Source organism: Plantibacter lichenum, assembly GCF_050587525.1.
In the GTDB taxonomy this organism is placed as follows: Bacteria; Actinomycetota; Actinomycetes; order Actinomycetales; family Microbacteriaceae; genus Plantibacter.
In genome coordinates this window covers 40630-60070 of the sequence record NZ_JBOBFT010000002.1, presented here as the reverse complement: position 1 = coordinate 60070, position 19441 = coordinate 40630, and the positions used below count along the sequence as shown (strand labels likewise).

At 69.1% G+C, this 19441-nt stretch carries 18 protein-coding genes; 9 read left to right on the top strand and 9 right to left on the bottom strand.

The window, feature by feature from the left end; genetic code table 11:
* Nucleotides 1–176 precede the first annotated feature (176 nt).
* Both ACQ3HB_RS03770 and ACQ3HB_RS03765 read left to right on the top strand, forming a co-directional pair.
* Nucleotides 177–581 (top strand): RidA family protein, encoded by a 405-nt coding sequence (locus tag ACQ3HB_RS03770; RefSeq protein WP_430917881.1) that lies wholly within the window; start codon nt 177–179, stop codon nt 579–581.
* A gap of 145 nt (nt 582–726) precedes the next feature.
* The gene (locus tag ACQ3HB_RS03765) at nt 727–1245 is read left to right on the top strand and encodes a DUF427 domain-containing protein (RefSeq protein WP_430917879.1); all 519 of its coding nucleotides are present in this window, start codon (nt 727–729) and stop codon (nt 1243–1245) included.
* Nucleotides 1246–1482: 237 nt separating this feature from the next.
* Here ACQ3HB_RS03765 and ACQ3HB_RS03760 read toward each other — a convergent pair whose 3' ends face one another.
* Nucleotides 1483–2178 carry a FadR/GntR family transcriptional regulator gene (locus ACQ3HB_RS03760; RefSeq protein WP_430917878.1) on the bottom strand — a complete coding sequence of 232 codons (696 nt, stop codon included), beginning with the start codon at nt 2176–2178 and terminating at the stop codon, nt 1483–1485.
* A 174-nt stretch (nt 2179–2352) separates the two neighbouring features.
* On the opposite strand from ACQ3HB_RS03760, the gene ACQ3HB_RS03755 reads away from it, so the two are divergent.
* A complete protein-coding gene (locus ACQ3HB_RS03755; RefSeq protein WP_430917876.1) occupies nt 2353–4290 on the top strand; it encodes a 2-isopropylmalate synthase in 1938 nt (645 codons plus the stop codon).
* Nucleotides 4291–4560: 270 nt separating this feature from the next.
* On the opposite strand, the gene ACQ3HB_RS03750 is transcribed toward ACQ3HB_RS03755, so the two are convergent.
* Complete coding sequence (locus tag ACQ3HB_RS03750; RefSeq protein WP_430917874.1) at nt 4561–5604, bottom strand: hypothetical protein; 1044 nt, start codon at nt 5602–5604, stop codon at nt 4561–4563.
* Between the two features lie 228 nt (nt 5605–5832).
* On the opposite strand from ACQ3HB_RS03750, the gene ACQ3HB_RS03745 reads away from it, so the two are divergent.
* The gene (locus ACQ3HB_RS03745; RefSeq protein WP_430917871.1) at nt 5833–6552 is read left to right on the top strand and encodes a GAP family protein; all 720 of its coding nucleotides are present in this window, start codon (nt 5833–5835) and stop codon (nt 6550–6552) included.
* 42 nt (nt 6553–6594) lie between these two features.
* The gene (locus tag ACQ3HB_RS03740; RefSeq protein ID WP_430917868.1) at nt 6595–7338 is read left to right on the top strand and encodes a potassium channel family protein; all 744 of its coding nucleotides are present in this window, start codon (nt 6595–6597) and stop codon (nt 7336–7338) included.
* Nucleotides 7339–7360: 22 nt separating this feature from the next.
* On the opposite strand, the gene ACQ3HB_RS03735 is transcribed toward ACQ3HB_RS03740, so the two are convergent.
* The 7 genes from ACQ3HB_RS03735 to ACQ3HB_RS03705 all read right to left on the bottom strand — a co-directional run bounded on the left by ACQ3HB_RS03735 (nt 7361) and on the right by ACQ3HB_RS03705 (nt 15314).
* Nucleotides 7361–9019, bottom strand: a complete 1659-nt coding sequence (locus ACQ3HB_RS03735) for a SulP family inorganic anion transporter (RefSeq protein ID WP_430917866.1) — start codon at nt 9017–9019, stop codon at nt 7361–7363.
* An 86-nt stretch (nt 9020–9105) separates the two neighbouring features.
* A complete protein-coding gene (locus ACQ3HB_RS03730) occupies nt 9106–9600 on the bottom strand; it encodes a DUF1269 domain-containing protein (RefSeq protein ID WP_430917865.1) in 495 nt (164 codons plus the stop codon).
* A gap of 114 nt (nt 9601–9714) precedes the next feature.
* The gene (locus ACQ3HB_RS03725; protein WP_430917862.1) at nt 9715–10116 is read right to left on the bottom strand and encodes an SHOCT domain-containing protein; all 402 of its coding nucleotides are present in this window, start codon (nt 10114–10116) and stop codon (nt 9715–9717) included.
* Nucleotides 10117–10205: 89 nt separating this feature from the next.
* On the bottom strand, nt 10206–12560 hold the full coding sequence (locus tag ACQ3HB_RS03720) for an arylsulfatase (RefSeq protein WP_430917860.1): 2355 nt from the start codon (nt 12558–12560) through the stop codon (nt 10206–10208).
* Nucleotides 12557–14389 (bottom strand): SulP family inorganic anion transporter, encoded by a 1833-nt coding sequence (locus ACQ3HB_RS03715; protein WP_430917858.1) that lies wholly within the window; start codon nt 14387–14389, stop codon nt 12557–12559. Before ACQ3HB_RS03715 ends, ACQ3HB_RS03720 begins: the two co-directional genes overlap by 4 nt.
* A gap of 48 nt (nt 14390–14437) precedes the next feature.
* Nucleotides 14438–15109, bottom strand: a complete 672-nt coding sequence (locus ACQ3HB_RS03710; RefSeq protein ID WP_430917856.1) for a GAP family protein — start codon at nt 15107–15109, stop codon at nt 14438–14440.
* A 28-nt stretch (nt 15110–15137) separates the two neighbouring features.
* Nucleotides 15138–15314, bottom strand: a complete 177-nt coding sequence (locus tag ACQ3HB_RS03705) for a hypothetical protein (protein ID WP_430917855.1) — start codon at nt 15312–15314, stop codon at nt 15138–15140.
* On the opposite strand from ACQ3HB_RS03705, the gene ACQ3HB_RS03700 reads away from it, so the two are divergent.
* The 4 genes from ACQ3HB_RS03700 (at nt 15313) to ACQ3HB_RS03685 (ending at nt 19437) form a co-directional block, all read left to right on the top strand.
* The gene (locus ACQ3HB_RS03700; protein ID WP_430917854.1) at nt 15313–15753 is read left to right on the top strand and encodes a DUF6325 family protein; all 441 of its coding nucleotides are present in this window, start codon (nt 15313–15315) and stop codon (nt 15751–15753) included. The genes ACQ3HB_RS03705 and ACQ3HB_RS03700 overlap by 2 nt on opposite strands.
* Nucleotides 15753–16091: an SHOCT domain-containing protein gene (locus ACQ3HB_RS03695; protein ID WP_430917852.1), complete on the top strand. Its 339-nt coding sequence runs from the start codon at nt 15753–15755 to the stop codon at nt 16089–16091. The genes ACQ3HB_RS03700 and ACQ3HB_RS03695 overlap by 1 nt, the downstream gene beginning before the upstream one ends.
* Nucleotides 16092–16392: 301 nt before the next feature.
* Nucleotides 16393–19023, top strand: a complete 2631-nt coding sequence (locus ACQ3HB_RS03690) for a helix-turn-helix transcriptional regulator (protein ID WP_430917850.1) — start codon at nt 16393–16395, stop codon at nt 19021–19023.
* A 210-nt stretch (nt 19024–19233) separates the two neighbouring features.
* Nucleotides 19234–19437 carry a hypothetical protein gene (locus tag ACQ3HB_RS03685; RefSeq protein WP_430917849.1) on the top strand — a complete coding sequence of 68 codons (204 nt, stop codon included), beginning with the start codon at nt 19234–19236 and terminating at the stop codon, nt 19435–19437.
* Nucleotides 19438–19441: the final 4 nt, after the last annotated feature.

The following is a 19441-nucleotide window of genomic DNA, read 5'->3' as shown; positions in this document are numbered from 1 at the left end:
AGCCTGTCGAAGGGCACTGTCAGTGTCCGGAAGGTTCCGGTCCCTGAGCCTGTCGAAGGGTGTTGCTGGTGTCTGCACTTCGACAGGCTCAGTGACCGGGCGGCTCGGCGACCGGGCGCCCAGCCGGGATCGATACGGTGGAGGCTGATCCTGCCCGACTCACGAAAGAGCCGCACATGACCGCTGTCTCCCTCATCCGATCCACCGAACTGTCCGATGCCGCCGAGTACGCGTATGCCGCGACCGCGCCGGCCGGCAGCCGGTACATCTTCCTCGCCGGGTCGTGCCCGCTGAACGCCGACGGGAGTACGGCGGGCGTCGGCGATGTCACGGCGCAGGCGCAGAAGTGCATCGAGAACCTGCACGTCGCGCTCGCCGCCGCGGGTGCGCGCATCGACGACGTCATCAGCACGCGTGTGCTCGTCGCGTCGTCGAAGCAGGCGGATCTCGTCGAGGCGTGGGACGTCGTCCGTGACGCCTTCGGTGAGCACGACGCCCCATCCACCCTGATGGGCGTCGCCTGTTTGGGATATGACGACCAGCTCGTCGAGATCGAGGCGACGGCCGCCGTCCTCGACTGACCGTTCACAACTCAGGACGCCGGCGGCGTGTCGGGCTCGACGCGCCGCCCGGAGGCCCCGACACGCCGAAACGCTCCTGAGTTGTGAACACACGCGTCTCACGCTCGCACGGCGCGATCCCAGCAAACAGGGCCACGCTGGGCGGATGCGATCCTCACGCCGCCCGATCCCCGTCCCGCCGAAGCCCGGGCAGGAGTCCGTCTGGGACTACCCGCGGCCGCCGCGCGTCGAGGCGAGGTCGGAGCGCATCGTCGTGCGCCTCGGCGACACGGTGATCGTGGACACGACCGATGCCGTCCGTGTGCTCGAGACGAGCCATCCGCCCGTCTACTACCTGCCGATCTCCGCGTTCGCACCCGGAACACTCGTGCCGACGCACGGTTCGAGCTGGTGCGAGTTCAAGGGCGAGGCGAACTACTTCGACGTGCGATCCGGCCCCGGCCCGGACGCCGTCGTCGCGGATCGCGCCGGCTGGACGTACCCGCGACCGACCCGCGGCTTCGAGATCCTGGAGGGGCGCATCGCGATCTACCCCAGTCGGATGCACTCGTGCGAGGTCGACGGCGAACGGGTCGTGCCGCAGGAGGGCGACTTCTACGGCGGCTGGGCGACGGCGAACATCGTCGGTCCGTTCAAGGGCGGTCCAGGCACCTCCGGTTGGTGATCCCGGGCCCGTCGCGCAGGCCCGTCGTGTTCACAACTCAGGAGCGATGCGGCGTGTCGGTGGCGACGCGCCGTGGCTGGGTCGCGACACGCCGGGGTCGTCCTGAGTTGTGAACACACCCGCCCGGAGTCCGGCAGGAGGTGAGGCAGGCAGTCGGGCGAGCGCGGAGGCTGGCGGGCCAGCGCGGAGGCAGTCGGGCCAGCGCGGAGGCAGGCGGGCGAGGCAGAACGAGCGCGATCAGCGGAAGGCGTCGGCGATCTCGGCGAGGTGACGACGACTGATCGATGCGGCCGCGTCGCCATCGTGTCCGAGGATGGCCGAGACGATGGCGGCGTGGTCGTCGTGGTCCGCGCGGCGCTTCGGGACATCGCGGGACAGCCGCAGCATGTCGAGCATCGCGGCGCGGCTCCGCGGCACGAAGGCGTCGAACATCCCGAGCAGGACGGCGTTGTGGGCGGCTGCGACGATCGCGCGGTGGAACGCGGTGTCGGCATCGACGTAGGCGTCGTCGCCCGCGCCGGACGAACGTGCGGTCTGACTCACGGCCTCACGCGCGGCGAGGGCTGCGCGGATCGTCCGGAGATCCGCGGGCGTGCGTCGTTCCGCCGCCAGTCGGGCCGCCTCCGTCTCGATCGCGGTGCGAGCTTCGACGACCGTGACGATCCCCTCGTGGAGCAGCAATCGGTCCCAGTCCTCCCGGGGTTCCGCCGTGAGCACGAAGACTCCGGACCCCTGACGCGGATCGAGGACGCCCCGACCGGCGAGTTCCTTGATCGCTTCACGCATGGTGGAACGGCCGATGCCGAACTGCTCTGCGAGCGTCGTCTCGCCGGGGAGCTTGCCGCCGACGGCCCATTCGCCGGCCGACAACCGGGCGAGGAGCGCGTCGACGACTTGTTCGGTGAGCGGATTCCGTCGAATCGTCGTTGCCACAGCGACCTCGTTTCTCTCCTCAGCTTGTCTGAGGAGTTGTCGTGCTCTATCGTAGCCTCCATGCTGTTCAGCGCGCGACTTCTTCGGTGCCGCGACAGGGCCTGATCCGACCGGCCCCCTGTCGTGGAGTCGAAGCACGCCGCCGGTCGACCATCTCGACCGAAAGCACGGAACATGACCATCGCATCAAGCCCCTCTCGCATCGCTCCCACCGAGCAGATCGAGCAGCCCGCCCCGACCGCCCCGCCCGTGCCAGCCGAGCAACCGGCCGAGCAGCCAGCCTGGAACCGGCAACGGCCCTCCGGGATGCCGTCCCACCGGTACCGCGAGGTGTTCGACCGGGTCGACGTCCCGCTCGTGGAACGCACCTGGCCCACCGCCCGCTTCACGGCCGCGCCGCTGTGGGTCCCCGTCGATCTCCGCGACGGCAACCAAGCCCTCGCCGAACCGATGAGCCCCGAGCGCAAACGCCGCTTCTTCGAACTCATGGTGCGGATGGGGTATACGGAGATCGAGGTCGGCTACCCGTCCGCATCGCAGACCGACTACGATTTCGTGCGCCTCATCGCCGACACCGACATCGCGCCGGAGCACGTCACGATCGTCGTCTTCACTCCTGCGCGGCGCGATCTCATCGAGCGGACCGTGCAGTCCATCCAGGGCATCCGGAACCCCGTCGTCATCCACATGTACGCGGCGACAGCCCCGAGCTGGCGCGATCTCGTGCTCGGGAAGTCGCGCGACGAACTGACGGCACTCGTCCTCGCCGGGGGTGAGGACGTCCTGCGAGGCGCCGGCGGGATGCCGAACGTGCGATTCGAGTTCTCGCCGGAGGTCTTCAACCTCACCGAGCCGGACTACGTGCTCGGTCTCTGCGACCGGATGACCTCGCTGTGGGACGCGAGTCCGGAGCGACCCGTCATCCTCAACCTGCCCGCAACGGTCGAGATCGCGACCCCCAACGTGTACGCCGACCAGATCGAGTACATGAGCACGCACCTCGCGAGGCGTGACGGCGTCATCCTGTCCGTGCATCCGCACAACGACCGTGGCACCGGCATCGCGTGCGCAGAGCTCGCCGTCCTCGCGGGCGCACAACGGGTGGAGGGCTGCATCTTCGGGAACGGGGAGCGCACGGGCAACGTCGACATCGCGACGCTCGCCCTCAACCTGCACGCGCAGGGCGTCGACCCGATGATCGACTTCTCCGACATCGACGGCATCCGCCGGGTCGTAGAGGAGTGCACGCGGATGCCGATCCACGAGCGGCACCCGTACGTCGGCGACCTCGTCTACACGGCGTTCTCCGGCACGCATCAGGACGCCATCAAGAAGGGCTTCGCCGCGCACCGATCCGCGTCCGCGGCGGCAGGGGTCTCCGAGCGCGAGCATCGCTGGGAGGTGCCATACCTGCCGATCGATCCAGCCGATGTCGGGCGCAGCTATGACGCAGTGATCCGCGTGAACAGCCAGTCCGGGAAGGGCGGCATGGCGTACCTGCTGGAGACCGCATCGGGGCTGGATCTGCCGAGACGGTTGCAGATCGACTTCTCGAAGCGCGTTCAGGCGGTCACCGACGGTTCGGGGGAGGAAGTGACCGCTGAGCAGCTGTTGGCGATCTTCCGCGAGGCATATGTCGATGGCGGCATGGGCGTCGATGTCGGAGCAGACGCCGCTGGGGAAGCAGATGTTGCTGCGGGATCGGATGGCGATGACGGAACGGATGTGGCTGGGAGCGCGAGCATCGTGGGTGGCGCGGACGGGTCTGTCTCCGAACGGGCTGTGCGTCTCATCGGGTGGTCCGCCTCGAAGGATGTGGCGGGCGCTGAGTCGACGCAGCTCGAGATCCGAGTGGACGGCGTGACGACGGAGCATGCGAGTGTCGGCATCGGACCGGTCGATGCGCTCGTGGCGGCTCTGGCATCGGTCGGTCGGCCGATCGAGGTCCTCGGTCTCACGCAGCAGTCGTTGGGTGAGGGGGCGGCGAGTCAGGCCGCGACGTACCTCGAGTACCGAGCGGGTGGGCGCGATGCTTGGGCGGTCGGCATCGACGACTCCGTCCTTGCGGCGACGCTGGCCGCCGTGATCCGGGCGGCGTCGAGCGTCGCCTGACCATGGAAGCGCCGGCCACCACATGTCGGGGTGTTCACAACTCAGGAGCGATGCGGCGTGTCGGCCGCGACGCGCCGCCCGCGGGCCCCGACGCGCCGAGGCCGTCCTGAGTTGTGAACATCCCTGCAGCCGCTGGGGGGCCGGTACGGCGGGCGTGAACGACGAACGGCCCCGCACGCCGACCGGTGCAGGTCGGGTGCGAGGCCGTTCGGCTGTTCGCTGTGATGCGGTGGAACGGTGATGCAGGTGCGCGTGTGATCGCGCGAGTGCTTACGCCTGCTGGCGGCGCTTCCGGGCGACGGCCATGGCGGCCAGACCTGCTGCGAGGAGGACGGCACCGCCGGCGATGAGCGGCGTGGTCTCCGCGCCGGTGTTGCTCAGGCGCTTGACGGGTGCGGCCGCCGGAGTCGCGATCGGGTCGGCTGCCGCAGTGACCGTGTTGAAGCGGTAGACGGTTCCTCCGAAGGAGACGGTCTGAACGGTGTCGGTGACGCCCTTGTCAGCGAGGACTCCGAACGCGATGATCTGGAAGCTGCCGAGCGCGGCGTCGAGGTCCGCGAGCGTTGTCGGGGTGTTCGCGATGATCACACCGTCGGCGAGTGCAGCCTTGGGCGTTACGACCGACGCCGTCTTGACGGAGAAACCGTTCGAGGACTTCGTTGAGAGGTTCTCGCCGGAGGGAGCAGGCGACTCGGTCTTGGGCGCGTCGTCCTCGAGCCGATTTTCTTCGTCAGCCGGAGACTCGGTTTCTTCGGGCGTCGAGGTCACGGACGGCGACGGCGAGGGCGTCGGCACGCTGGTCTCAGTCGGCTCCGGCGTCGGCTCAACCGCGGGGAGCTCAACCGGGATGTTTTTGCTCGACACCCACAGGTCCTTCAGGCCGGTCTGGCCTGGCACAGCGGGGCGAAGGGTCGCGAAGTCAGTGTTTGCTGCACCGTCGAGACCAATCGTTGCGTAAATTGCGATCTGGTAGTGAACGGCATCGTTGGTGGACGTGAAGCCGGTCCCGGCGACGATGTCTGAGAGCTTCTGCGAGGTTCCATCGACCGTGATGGGCTGCGCCAGGCCGTTGATGATCTGTGACCGTCCGGCGAGGTTCAACCCGGCGGCGGTTACCGTGGCGCGGGCGCCGGGGGCGTCGTAGCCTTCGTGCCAGCCGGTGTACGGCTTCGCCGTCGGTGCGATCTGGTCGCCGGTCACCTGGACTTCGGAGGGGGCGGCGAAGGCGGGGCCCGCGAGGGCGAGGGTCGTGCCTACGACGAGCGCGGCCCCTCCGGTCAGAGCCGCGAAGCGGCCGGCAGTCGTGATGCGCACGGGTGTCTACTTTCGTTCGGGACATGCGGGGGCATCGGGCGCCCGACCGCAGATTCACTCCATCTTGGAGGGCCAAAACAGACTTGTCCATCAAATGACGGTTAATTGTGAGTCATGCGACCAAATTGTGATGAGAGTGACGAAGTTCACCCCCGATGACTTCACCCGTTGCAGGTGACGGCCTCGCTGTGCCGACTGGCTAGCTTGGGATTCGACGTGAGGGGCACCATGGGCGAAGTCGTACTGTCACTGCTGCCGCTCGTGTTGGGGGTCGTCCTCAGCCCGCTCGCCATCATGGCCCTCGTCGCCGTGCTCCTCTCGCGCAATGCTCGTGCGAACGGCGTGATGTTCCTCATCGGCTGGGCCCTCGCCGTCGTCGTCGTCCTCGGGGTGAGCTTCCTGATCTTCACGGCGCTCGCGGTCCACGATCGACAGGCGCCGCCGCTCTGGGTCGCCGTCGTCAGGATCGTGCTCGCGGTCGTCCTGATCCTCGGCGCGGTCTTCGTCTACCGGCGCGGCAAGGCACGGATCGAGAAGATGGCGGTCGCGACGACTCCGGCGCAGGTCGTCGCAGCGGCTCCGCAGCTGCCGGGCTGGCTGCACGCCGTCGAGTCGTTCTCCCCGTTCCGCTCGTTCCTCCTCGGCTTCGGGATCTTCCTCCTCAACCCGGTCGACGCCTCGTGCGCGATCCTCGCCTCGCTCGAGCTTCGGCTCGCAGATCTGCCGGTCGGGCAGACGATCGCGGTCGCCGTCGTCTTCGCGGTCCTCGGCGTCCTCCCGATCGCCCTCCCCGTCGTGTTCACGCTGGTCCGGGGCGAAGCCGCCCAACCGCTCCTCGACCGGACACGGACGTGGATCGCCGGCCACACCAACGTGCTGAACGCGGCCCTCCTCCTCGTGATCGCCGTCCTACAGTTGCAGAAGGGGATCTCGGCGCTGCTCGCCTGACGACGCGGCGGCCGGATCGTGGACTGAACGACGGGATGACCGATGGTTGGCGCTGACGGATCGACGACCGGGACGACCGGGACGACCGCGGCGCCCGCCCGGGACCGCTGGGAGTCGTGGACGGAGTGGCCGCTCATCGTCGCGTCCGGTGCGTTCCTCGTCGCGTACTCGTGGACGGTCCTGGACCAGACGACGCCCCCGGCACTGCAATCGGCGCTCTCGACCTCACTCGCGATCGTGTGGGTGGCGTTCGCGCTCGACTACGCGGTCCGCCTCGTCCTTACGCCGAAGCACGGCCACCTCGCGTTCCTCCGCGGGAGCCTCAGCGATCTGCTGTCCGTGGTCGTCCCCATCGCTCGGCCGTTCCGGCTGCTCAAGAACCTGCGTCGTCTGCCCTGGTTCAGCGGTCGGGGAGGGGCGCCGATCCGCTCCCGAATCATCGTGTACGGGCTCAGCTACGCGATCATGTACGTCTACGTCATCGCGCTCACCGTGCTGGCGGTGGAGCGGACCGCGCCGAACGCGACGATCCTGAGCTTCGGCGATGCGGTGTGGTGGGCGTGCGTGACGATCGCGACGGTCGGGTACGGCGATTTCGCTCCGGTGACGGTCGTGGGGCGGATGCTGGCGGTGCTGTTGATGGCGGGCGGGGTGGCGATCATCGGCACGGCCAGCGCGACGATCGTCTCGTATCTCTCGGAGCGGATCGCGGCATCGCACGCGGAGCACGACCGGGGGCACGGGGCGCGGCAAGAACACCCAGGCGACCCGCGCGACCCGCGCTGACCGACCGCGCCGGACGAGGAGATCACGAGCCCAGCGACGCGAGCGCGGCGTCGACCGACGCGAACACGCGGCCCTCGGCACTGAGCCCCTGCCACCAGCTCGTGCGCCCCGCCATCGCCGCCGCTGCATCGGGCAGTCCAGCGACGATGAGCGTCACACCGTCCTGACGGCACTCTCGGTCGAAGTCGGCGAGGCTGTCGAGGACGGTGAGCGAGGTCCGGGGTAGACGTGAGGCGTCGAGCACGAGAGTGTCCGCACCCGGGACCCGGTGCACTTCCGCGCTCGCGGCGCCGAGTGTTCCGCGCACGTTCGCCGTGTACAGGGCGATGTCCGGCCGCACGACGACCGCGCGAGGCATTGGTCGGGCGACGGTGAGCTGGGGCCGGTCGAGTTCGCGCAGCACGAGGATGAGCGTGAGGACGACGCCGGCGCCGACGGCCGGGAGCAGCCCCGCCGCGAGACCGATGGCGGCCGTCACGATCGCGATCCAGAACTCCACCCGGCTGATGCGGGCGAGCCGGACGAGCCCGCGCACGTCGATGAGCCCGACGACGGCGACGAACACCATGGCAGCGAGCGTCGCCTGCGGCATGAGGCTGAGGACGGGGGCGAGGACGAGGGCCACGACGATGGCGAGTGCGGCGGTGACGAGGCTCGCGAGCTGCGAGGTGGCGCCCGCCCGCTGGTTCACGGCGCTCTGCGAGAAGCCGCCTGCTGCGGGGAGGCTGTTGCAGACCGATCCGATGAGGCTCGCGGCGCCCGTTGCGAGGAGTTCCCGGTCGCTGTCGATGGCCGGATCGCCGGCGGCTCGGAGCGCTCTGGCGACCGACGCCGACTCGAGGAACGCCATGATGGCGATCGCGAGGGCCCCCGGGATGAGCGCGCCGAGGTCGCCGAAGCGTGGCGGGCTCGGCAGCGGGATGCCGGTCGGCACGGCGGGGATGAGCTGCACGCCGGCGGCGGGGAGCGCAGTGAACGCCGCGAGGAGGATGCCAGCCACGACGATCACGAGCGGGCCCGGGATCCGAGGGAGGAATCGCCGGAGGATGAAGAGAGCCAGAATGCTTGCGACCGACAGGCAGAGCGTCGCGAGGTTCGTCCCCGGCAGCGCTCGGATGATCGCGTTGATCGTGCGGATGAACCCGGAGCCCGTCGCATCGATGCTCACGCCGAGGAGCTTCGGCACCTGGCCGAGCGCGACCGTCGCTCCGAGCCCGACCTTCAGGCCGATGAGGGTCGCCTGGTTGATGTTCTCGACGAGCGAGCCGAGCCGGAACACGCGCGCGAGGATCAGGAACACGCCGACGAGCATCGTGAGCGTCACGAGATCGCCCTCGGACGCGTCGAGTTCGGAGGCGACGCCCGCCGTCACGAGCGTCGTCGCGGTGAGAGTCGCGATCGTGGACGTCGTCGAGGTGCTCATGGCGCGCGAGCCGCCGAGGAGCGCGTAGACGATCATCGGCACCATGCACGTGTACAGGCCGATCTCGACGGGGAGGTTCGCGATCGTCGCGTACGCCATCGCCTGTGGGATGACGACGGCGCCGGCGGTGACGCCGGCGAGGACGTCGGGGAGGAGGCGTTTCCGGGTGTAGCCGTGGAGGGTGGGCGCGAACCAGGCGGGCAGGCCGCGCCCCGGACGGCGAGGAGCCGGCTCGCGCTCCGCCTGGGTGTCATCCATGTGATCTCCCCGTGGTGGCGCCGCGCGAGCCGGCTCGGTGGTCGGTGGCGTGGCGGACGGTGTGGAGGTCCGCCTCGTCGCCCGGATCAGTGCTTGGCGGCGAGGTCCTCCGTCAGGTGCGCTTCGTCCTCAGCAGAGAGCGACGTCTGCACGACGGTGCCGCCGTACGACGAGAGCGCTGCGGCGAACTTGTCCTCGGTGAGCTTCGTCGCGTAGATGACCACGGCGGACTTGCCGGCGGTCACCGTCTCCTTGACCCGGTCCCGGAACTCGGCGTTGATGCCGGATTTGTCGAGTCCCGCGAACAACGCCCCGAACACGCCACCCACGATCAGGCCCGCGAAGGGGATGAAGAAGAGGATGCCGATGAGAGTGCCGAAGAGGGCGCCCCCGGCGACGCCCACACCGATCTTGCCGACGGGTCCAGGCGTCTGGACGTGCGTCTTGCCTTCCCCGTCGACCTTCACGAGGGCGAGCCCCGCGAGCTCGACGACGAGGTCGTTCTGGAGCTTCAGCACTTCGTTGTAGGCGGCTTCGGCTTCGCCCTCGTTGTCGAAGGAGATGACGATCAGATCGGACATGCTGGTGTTCCTTTCACTGCGGTTGCGCCGTTGCGATGTGCTGCGGCGATGCTGCTCGGCCCGGGGAGCGGTCGGGGCGTCCGGGCGGCGGTCGCCCCGATCGCGCCCCACCGATCAGGCGGTGGCGGTCTTGGAGAGCGCGTGCGCTTTGAGCGACGCGTACTCCTCCTGCGTGATCGATCCGGCGTCGAGGAGCGCCTTCGCCTTGGCGATCTCGTCGGCCGGACTCGCCCCGGCGACCTGGCGGATGTATCCCTCGGCCTCCGATTGCGCCTGGCGTGCGGAGCGTTGGCTGCGTTCCGCCATTCCGGCGCCGCGGGCGATGAGGTACACGAGCACCGTCAGGAACGGAACGAACACGAGGAAGAGGATCCACAGCGCCTTCCACCATCCGTTGAGCTTGTGGTCCCGGAAGAGGTCCGCGATGACTGCGAACAGGGCGAAGAGGTAGGAGATGAACGCGAAGCTCCAGAAGAAGATCCAGAGGATGTTCCAGAAACTGTCCCAGAAACTCATGATGTGGTCCTTTCGAGATGTGTGCTGCTGTCGAAGGCGGAACTGATGGAGCGGAGTGGTGCCGGCTGTGCTGGTGGATCGGTGGCGACCTACTGGTGGCGGAGCGCAGCCTGCAGGTGGTCCTCCGGGTCGATGAGATGGCTGTGGTCGTCGAGTCCGAGGTCGACCTCGGCCCATGAGATGACGCCCGTGAAGTGGCCGCCCCATTCGGCGTAGCCCTCGTAAGCGGGCATCCCGGTGTCCTCGCCCGCGTCCATGCCCTCGTCGAAGGAGAAGTACAGCGGATGGGTGCGTTCCACCCGTCCCGTTCCGACCGCGTCGCCGTCGATGAACAGGCTCACGTCTCCGCCCTTGCCGATGCCGCCGCCGTCGTAGGCGAACTCGACGCGCACCTGGTGGGTTCCCGCGCCGATCGGCGTGTCGGAGAGGGTCGTCGTGCGCACGAGCCCGCAGAAGTTGTAGTGGTAGCCGAGCTTGCCGTCCTCGGTGAAGAACGACCAACCGCCCGTCCGTCCGCCCTGCGCGACGATCGCCCCGCTCACCGCTCCGTCGTCGGGAACGACGATCTCCGCAGTCACCGAGTAGGAGCGGTTCTTGACGTTGAGGGTGACGTTCTCGCCCAGTCGGATCATGCCGGGGTAGAGCTTGAGGGTCGTCCCGGTCACGAGCGTCGGCCGTCCGGCGAGGACGGGGTTCATGCGTTCCGCGGCCCGATCGTCCATCGGGAAGACGTTGTGCCTGGCCGCCTCGATGAGGAACAGCTGCTGCATCTCGGCGAGCTTCTCCGGTTGCTCCTTGGCGAGGTTGTGTGCCTGCGTCCAGTCGGTCGTCGTGTCGTAGAGCTCCCAGACGTCTGCCGAGAAGTCCGGCGCTTTGGAGACGACGTCCCACGGTGTGCGGTGCTTCGTCTGCGCCGTCCAGCCGAGGTGATAGATGCCGCGGTTGCCCATGAGCTCGAAGTACTGGGTGGTGTGGCGCTCGTCCGCGCCGGCGTCCGTGAAGCTGTACGCCATCGAGACGCCCTGCATCGGGATCTGGGTGACGCCGTTGACGGTGTGCGGTTCCGCGAGCCCGGCCACATCGAGGACGGTGGGGGCGACGTCGATCGCGTGGTGCCACTGGTGTCGCGTCTCGCCCTGAGCGGCGATCTTCGCCGGCCAGTGCACGATCGTCCCGTTGCGGGTTCCGCCGTAGTGCGAGGCGACCTGCTTCGTCCACTGGTACGGCGTGCACATCGCATGCGCCCACGCGACGGAGTAGTGGTTGTACGCCTGCGGCCCGCCGACGTCGTCGAGGTGCTCGTCCCAGAACGCGACGTCTTCGAATTCCGCGCCGCCGTTGGACGCCGTCGTGAGCATGTAGGCGCCGTTGATGCCGCCCTCCGCGGAGGCCCCGTTGTCGCCGATGATGTAGTAGACGAGCGTCTCGTCGAGAATGCCCTGCTCTTCGAGCGTGTCGATGACGCGACCGGTGTGGAAGTCGGCGTATTCGAGGAACGCCGCGTAGACCTCCATCTGGCGGGCGAGGATCGGCTTGCGATCGTCCGGCACGTCGTCCCAGGCGGGGAGTCCGTCGGGGCGCGCGGTCAACTCGGAGTCCGCCGCGATGACGCCGAGTTCGAGCTGCTTCGCGAAGGTCTGCTCACGCTGCGCGTCCCAGCCGTGGTCGAATGCGCCCTTGTACTTCGCGATCCAGTCCTTCGGCACGTGGTGCGGTGCGTGGGTGGCGCCGGGGGCGAAGTAGACGAAGAACGGCTTGTCCGGCGTGAGGTTCTTCTGTTGCCGGATGTAGTCGATCGCCTTGTCGGCGAGGTCCGGCATGAGGTGGTAATCCGGGTCGTGCGGGGGCTCGATCGTCGTCACGCCGTCGACGAGGGCCGGCGTGTACTGGTTCGTCTCACCGCCGATGAACCCGTAGAAGCGTTCGAAGCCGCTGAACGCTGGCCAGTGGTCGAACGGGCCCGTGGGACCGGTCTCCCACACGGGCACTTCGTGGCACTTGCCGAACTGGGCGGTGTTGTAGCCGTTCTGGCGCAGGATCTCTGGAAGCGGGACGGCAGAGTTCGGTCGCGTCGAGCGGTAGCCGGGCGCGGGTGTCGCGGTCTCAGTGATGTGCCCCATGCCCACCGAGTGGTGGTTGCGACCGGAGAGGAGCGCGGCGCGGGTGGGGGAGCAGAGCGCGGTCGTGTGGAAGCGCGTGTACTTCAGGCCGCCCGCCGCGAGTCGTTCCGCGGTCGGGGTGTGGATGGGGCCGCCGAACGCACTCGACGCGCCGAATCCGACATCATCGAGGAGGATCACGAGGATGTTCGGCGCCGTCGCAGGTGGGCGAGCGACGACGATCGGGGGGAACTGTTCCTCGAGGTGCTTCGCGTCGTAGGACATCGGTCCCTGGTAGGGGCGGTCCGGGACGGGGAGTACGGTTCCGGGTCGTTCCTCGCTCATGGTGTGGTCCCATCTGTCGCTGCCGGCCCGGTGTCTCCCGGCCTGTTGTCGTCAGCCTGCCCGCGCGCATCGGCGGACGCATCATCCCGTCCGGGTGAGGTGCCGACCACTGCCTCCGCAACGGCGCCGGAGCTCGCCGCTGAACCGGCGGAGGCCACCGCTCCAGCCACCGCGGGAACACCGATCGGGGCGCTGGAGAGTGCTGCTACGGCCGCGCGGTTCGTCGCGTACACGTCGATGCCGTCGAGCAGGTCGAGCTCCTTCATCTGCCTCTGCAGGTCCCGTCTGGCCCGGCTGAGGTGGAGGCTCACCCCCGCGGTCTTCGCGGCGGCGACGGCCACTCGGAAGCTCTTCGCGCCGGTGACGTCGATGTCCGTGATCGCCTCGCAGTCGAGCACGAGGTGTCGAACGCCCTGCGGCACGCCCGAGTCGAGGACTTCCGTCACGCGGTCGGTGAACAGCGAGGAGTTCGCGAAGAAGATGGGTGCCGCGAAGCGCAGGACGATCACGCCCGGGGCGGTGACGACCGTCTCGGCGCCGCCCGCGACCGCGGCATCGGTGGGGGAGTCGTTGATCGTGAGGACGTCCACCGGCGGGTTCGCGGCACGGCGGGCGAGGTTGATGAGCGAGAGGAAGAAGGCGATGAGGATGCCGGGGATCGGGCCGAGGAGCAACGCGCCCAGGAAGCAGGCGACGCCGACGAGGAACTCGAACTTCCGTTCCCGCCAGAGCCGGGCGAAGTCGCTGATGCCGAGGAGCGGGACGACGGCGACCGCGACGATCGCACCGATCGCGGGGGACGGGATGTGCTCGAGGAGGGCCGTGCCGAACATGACGAGGAGGAGGGTGCCGATGGCCGCGACGATCGTCGGGAGCTGGGTGCGCGATCCGGCCTGGTCGAGGGCGGCCGTGCGGGACGTGGAGGAGCCGATCGTGAACCCGCCGGACGCGCCGGACGCGAGGTTCGCGGCGCCGAATGCGAGGAGGTCGCGGTTCGGGTTCGTGGAGTAGCCGTGCTTCTGACCGTACCGTTTCGCGACCAGGAGGCCCTCCGCCATCGCGACGAGCGTCAGCGCCGCGGCGCTCGGAGCCAGATGGAGCCAGGTGCTCCATTCGAGCTGCGGCCAGGTGAGCACGGGAGGCCCGGACTCGATCTTGCCGAGCACCTTCACCCCGGCCTGCTCCACGCCGGACAGGACCACGAAGATCGTGCTGACGACGAGCACGATGAGCGCCCACGGCACGCGCTTCGCGAGGATCCGCCCGCCCACCAGGATCGCGACGGCCGCGACGGCGATCACGAGCGACCACAGATTCGTCTTCACGAGCCCCGTGATGAGCTCGCCCGCCTTCGCGAGGAACTCGTCACCGCTGTTGATCGAGACGCCCAGCATTTTCGCGACCTGGCTCACGAGGATGTCGAGCGCGAGCCCGCCCACGAAGCCGATGAGGATCGGTTCGGAGAGGAAGTTCGCGAGGAAGCCGAGCTTGAACAGCGCGCACAGGCCGAAGAAGCCGGCGCCGATGATCGCCTGCGCGAGCGCGAGCTGCAGGTAGTTGTCGCTGCCCGCGACGGCCAGCCCGCCGAGCGACGATGCCACGAGGGCGGCCGCCGCGGCATCGGGTGAGGCCACCATCTGCCTGGTCGACGCGACGAGTGCGTAGACGATGCCGGGCAGGATGAGCGAGTACAGCCCGGCGGTGGCCGGGAGCCCGGCGATCTGCGCGTAGCCGATGTTCAGCGGGACGGCGATCGCGAGGAGCGTCACCCCGGCGAGTGCCTCGCGGCCAAGGTTGCGGACGTGCAATCCGGGAAGGACCTTGATCATTCGCGTCTCCGAGTCTCTGCTCTGCTGCTGTCTGGACTGTCTCGCGGCTCAGAACGAGCCGATGCCCTTGCCGACCGTGACCACGCCGATGACGAGGAGCAGGATCGCCATGACCGTGGCGTTGTTGGCGACGAGCCACACCCGCAACCGTTCGAGGGGTGCGCGCATCCGGTCGGCCGCCACGAGGTAGGCGATGACGGGGATCGCGACGGAGCAGACGGCGATGACGACGAACACGACGACGGCGACGATCTCCCCGCCGATCGCGATGGAGGACGTCCCGATCGCGACCCCTGCTGCCGCAGCCATCATGAGGTTCTTCGGGTTCACGGCCGCGAGGAGGAAGGCGAGGCCGAACGCGGCGCCCGGCTTCATGGAATCGATCGCCGCCATCCACTTCGGCAGGGCAGCCGTCTCACCCTCCTTGGGCCGTTTTCGCCACTGCCCGAGCGCGAGGACCAGGAGCAGGGCGCCGAGGACGATCTTCACGACGCCCGCGATCGGCTGCGAAGCATCGCCGTCGGCGACGGTGATGAGCGAGCCGATGAGCGTGAAGACGACGGACGCGACGACGATGCCGAGCAGCCAGCCCAGGAGGAACCCCAGACTGAGCGACTTCGCCCGGGGGGAGAGCAGCATGAGGATGGCGGCGATGATGGGGATCGGGCTGATCGCCACTCCCAGCGCGAGCGGGAGGATCTCCCCGATGACCTGGCCCATGTGCGCGTCCTCTCCTCGTGTACTGGCGTCAGTCGACCATGCGGCGGATGCCCGACGCCTCACCCGATCGAGGCGACTTCGTCCGACCGCGCGACGCGGCGACTTCACCCGCAGTGGGCGACGCGCGGAGACGGCCCGGCTCGGATGCTGGTGACACGGCGATGCGACCGGCGTCGTCGACCGAGCGAGGGAGAGCAGCAGCCATGTCACCATCCATCACGGGGCCGGTCGAACTGCTCGCCTGGCACTTCCCGAGCGTCGAGGACGCCATCGTCGGCGCGGGTGCACTCGAGGAGTTGCAGGCCGATCCGTCCATTCGCATCGTCGATCTGATCCTCGGGACGAGCGAGGACGGTGAGATCGTGTTCGTCGAGATCGGCGCGGACGGTGCGGAGTCCCTCACGCTCGTTGAGGTCCCCGAGGAGACGAGGGGTCTGATCGCGCATCAGGATGTCGATCAGCTCGCGTCGGAGTCGGAGCTCGACGACGGGTCCTCGGTCCTCGTCATCGCGATCGAGCACGTGTGGGCTGAGACGCTCAGCGAGGCGATGGCAGCGGCCGGCGGGACGACTGCTTTCGACGAGTTCGTACCGGCGGCGGCGATCGATGAAGTCCTGCTCCTCGCCGTGGAAGGAGCGGAGTGATGCTGCTCAGACGATTCGGCAGGCCGGGACTGCTCGGTCTCGCTGCGCGCACGGCGGTCGTCGCCGGCACGGCCGCCGCGACGGCGGGCGCCATCAACCGGCACGCCCAGAACCGTGCCGTGGAACAGTCGGAGGCCGCCGCGTACGAGCAGGACCAGAGCACGCAGTACGCGGAGGCGACGGCGCCCCAGCCCGTGGCGGCTGCGGCACCCACGGCCGCTGGTGGCTCGGGCGGGGCGACGATGGTCGATGAGATCCAACGGCTCGCGACGCTCCACCAGCAGGGTGCGCTGACCGATGCGGAGTTCGAAGCGGCGAAGCAGCGATTGCTGGGATGAGCGGCTTCGCGGCGCGCTGCGTCGCACCCTGGCGGAACTCGGGGGAACGGCCGACATCGCGGTGGCGACGTCTCACCCGTTTCGGGTGAGTCGTTGTCCAACAGGTGTAGTCCCTCTGTTGCTCAGGCTGCGAACTCACTAGCATCGGCCCTAGCGCGCACATCCCGTCGTGGGGACGTGACCCGACACGCTCAGTGAGAGGCGGGTCGCTGTGCTGTATTCCATCGAAACGAGCTCGTCGGGGGACCGGGGAGTGCTCGCTCCGCCGAATCTCTCCTCCCTCGTGCGGCACCGTCGGCGCTTGCAGCTGCCGACGGACCGCGCCGCGATCACGGAGGTGTGGGCTGCGGCCGGCGCCGGGAAGTCGACGCTCCTCGCCGGATGGGCCGAACAGCTCCGCGCCGACGGAGAGATCATCGTGTGGGTCGGACTGGGCGGTCCGACGACGACGGCCCGATCGCTCCCCGCCCTCGTCGCGGCGTCGCATCGGCTCGCCGTCGACGACTCCCGCCCTCCGTCGGACCCGGAACGGGGTGACGGTGTCGTCCCGGAGACGCCCGCGAGCGCGGTCGAGGCGCTCGCTCCGCTCCTCTCGGACAGTCGGCCGACGACGATCCTCCTCGACGACGTCCACCACCGCGGCAGTCGCGCAGACGCCGAGTGGCTCACCAGATTCATCAGCGCGAGGCCTGCGCACGTGCGGATCGTGCTGGCCGGACGGTATGCACCGGCGTCGCTCGCCAGGATCGCGCTCGTCCCCGGCATCGTCGAGTTCCGTTCCACCGACCTCGCCTTCACCCGTGACGAGGTGGCGGCGTTCCTCGCGGTGCGGTCGATCACCTTGAGCGACGACGAGCTCGATCTCATGACCCGCCGCACGGAGGGCTGGGCCGCCGCGCTCTCCCTGCTCGCCGGGTGGCTGCAGAACCTCGACGGGGAAGCCCGGCTTCCGGAGCAGTTCCTCGACGACCATCGAGCGATCGGCGACTACCTCGTCAACGAGGTGCTCGACCAACTCGATGAGGACAGGCGACGATTCCTCCTCGTCACCTCGGTGGTCGACTCGCTCTCCGTCCCGCTCGCCGTCCATCTGACCGGTCGCGAGGACGCCGGAGACATCCTCGATTCGCTCGAACAGCAGACCGCGCTCGTCTCCCACACGGGAACGGGGTCGGCCGAGTACAGCTACCACGCGACGCTCCACGGCTACCTCAGAGCGGAGCTGCGCCGACGGGACTTCGGAGCGATGCATCGTGCCGCGCGCGATGCTGCCGACTGGTATCGGCTGAGCGGGCGTCCGGACCTCGCGCTCGAGCTGGCGCTCGCCGCGGATTCCGTCGACGACCTCCTCGACGTCGTCGACGCGGAAGGGGTCGGTCTCGTCTTCGCGGGCAAAGGGGCGCTCGTCCAGCACGCCCTCGACCGCTTGGAGATCTCCGGGCGTCAGAGCACGACGACGCACGTGCTCGCCGTCCTCGACTCCGCCCCCTACCTCCCCGATCCGGAGCGCGCCGACCTGCACCTCGCCGCGGCGAGCGTCCGCATCGAGGAGGCGCCCCCGCTCGTCCGCGTCCTGCACACGGCGCTCACGATCATGCGCGCCGCGGACGAAGCGCTCCGTGCCGGCCACGAGCCGGCCACCGCCGATGACACGGCGGAGCCGGTCTCCGTCCCCTTCGTCGATGTGACGGTGCTCACGGCCCTGGACGAGCGGCTCGCCGAGGCCGCGGGCGACCCGAACGGCTGTGATGCGCTCCTGATCGACGTCGCCCTGTTCTGCGCTCTCGCACGCGCACGCGTCCAACGTGCCACGGGCGACGAGGCGGAGCTGGAGACCTTGCGGTCGGCCGTCTCGTCCGCCGCGGCATCGCATCGCACCTGGCTGCAACTCGTGCTCCTCGACGCGGCTGCAACGGCGGCCGCGCGGACCGGTCGATGGTCCGAGGCGATCGACGACCAGGACCGGATGGCGGTGCTCCCGCAGACCGAGGCGCTCGGCGACATCGTGTCCGGCCGCATCCAGTTCGCGATCGCGGCGGCCGCGTTCGTCCGGTGCCGCCCGTTCGACTTCAGGGAGGTCGACGACATCCTCGCGAGCGACGGCGCGCACATCGACCCCGGCATCGGGGTGCCGGCCGAGGCGCTGCGACTGCTCGTCGCGCTCGACGGAGACACGGGCGTCGGGGCACGCGAGCGCTTCGACGAGCTCGACAACCTCCTGAACAGCCGTGGGCACGAGCACCCGCGGACCGTCGCCGCATGCTCCCAGCGGTACGTGGAACTCGCCCTGCGACTCCACGACCGCCACCGTGCCGTCGGCGTCGTGGAACTCGTCTCCGCGATCCTCGGCCGGGACAGCCTCGAAGCGGTCACCGGGTCCGCGTTGCTCTCGAACGCCGCCGGACGACAGACGCATGCCGAGACCGTTCTGCTGTCGGCCCTCGAAGGCGGATCGCGCGCCTGGCACAGTTCCGGACCGGTGTTCGCGTGGTTGACGCTCGCTGCGTGGGCGGAGCGGAACGGGCGGGACACGATCGCCGACGGTCGGGTCCTCCGCGCACTCGAGGCTGCCGAGCGTCTGGAGATGCGCCGCCCGTTCATCGCCCTGCAGGGGACCGGCGTCGCGCTGCTCGAACCACGGTTGGGGCGGCTCGGCGTCCTCGAGTCGTTCGCGGAGTCGATCATCGCCGCAGCCGGTCGGATCCTGCCGGCCGATGTCGTGAGGCGGCAGCAGGACACGGCGGACTTCACCCCGAAGGAACGGGAGATCCTCCGTGAGCTGCCGAGGCATCAGAGCGTCGGCGACATCGCGCTCAAGCAGCATCTCAGCCCGAACACCGTGAAGACGCACATGCGGTCCATCTATCAGAAGCTCGGGGCCACCGGGCGGGCCGAGGCGGTCGAACGAGCGATGTCCCAGGGGCTCCTCTGACCCGGTCCCGGTCCCTGAGCCTGTCGAAGGGTGTCGCCTTCCCAGTCCCTGAGCCTGTCGAAGGGTGTTGCCTCCACTCGACACGCTCAGTGACCGGGCCGATCAACCCGCTCTCGCCCGGAACGGAGGATGCGCCGTGCGCCGCCATCGACGAGTCTGATGGCTGACGGGCCCCGTTCGACGGGCGACCGCCTCGACCCGAGGAGGAGCATGGAGACTCGCTACGAGATCCGCATCCCGTGTGCGATCTCCGACACGATCCGCGCGGCCTTCCCCGAGCTGGAAGCGGTGCAGCTCGGTCCTTCGACGACGGTCCTCTCCGGACCCGTGCGCGACCAGGCGGAACTCCACGGCCTCGTCGCCCGGCTCGCGGACCTCGGCATCGACATCACCGAGATCCGCACCCAGCCATGAGTGA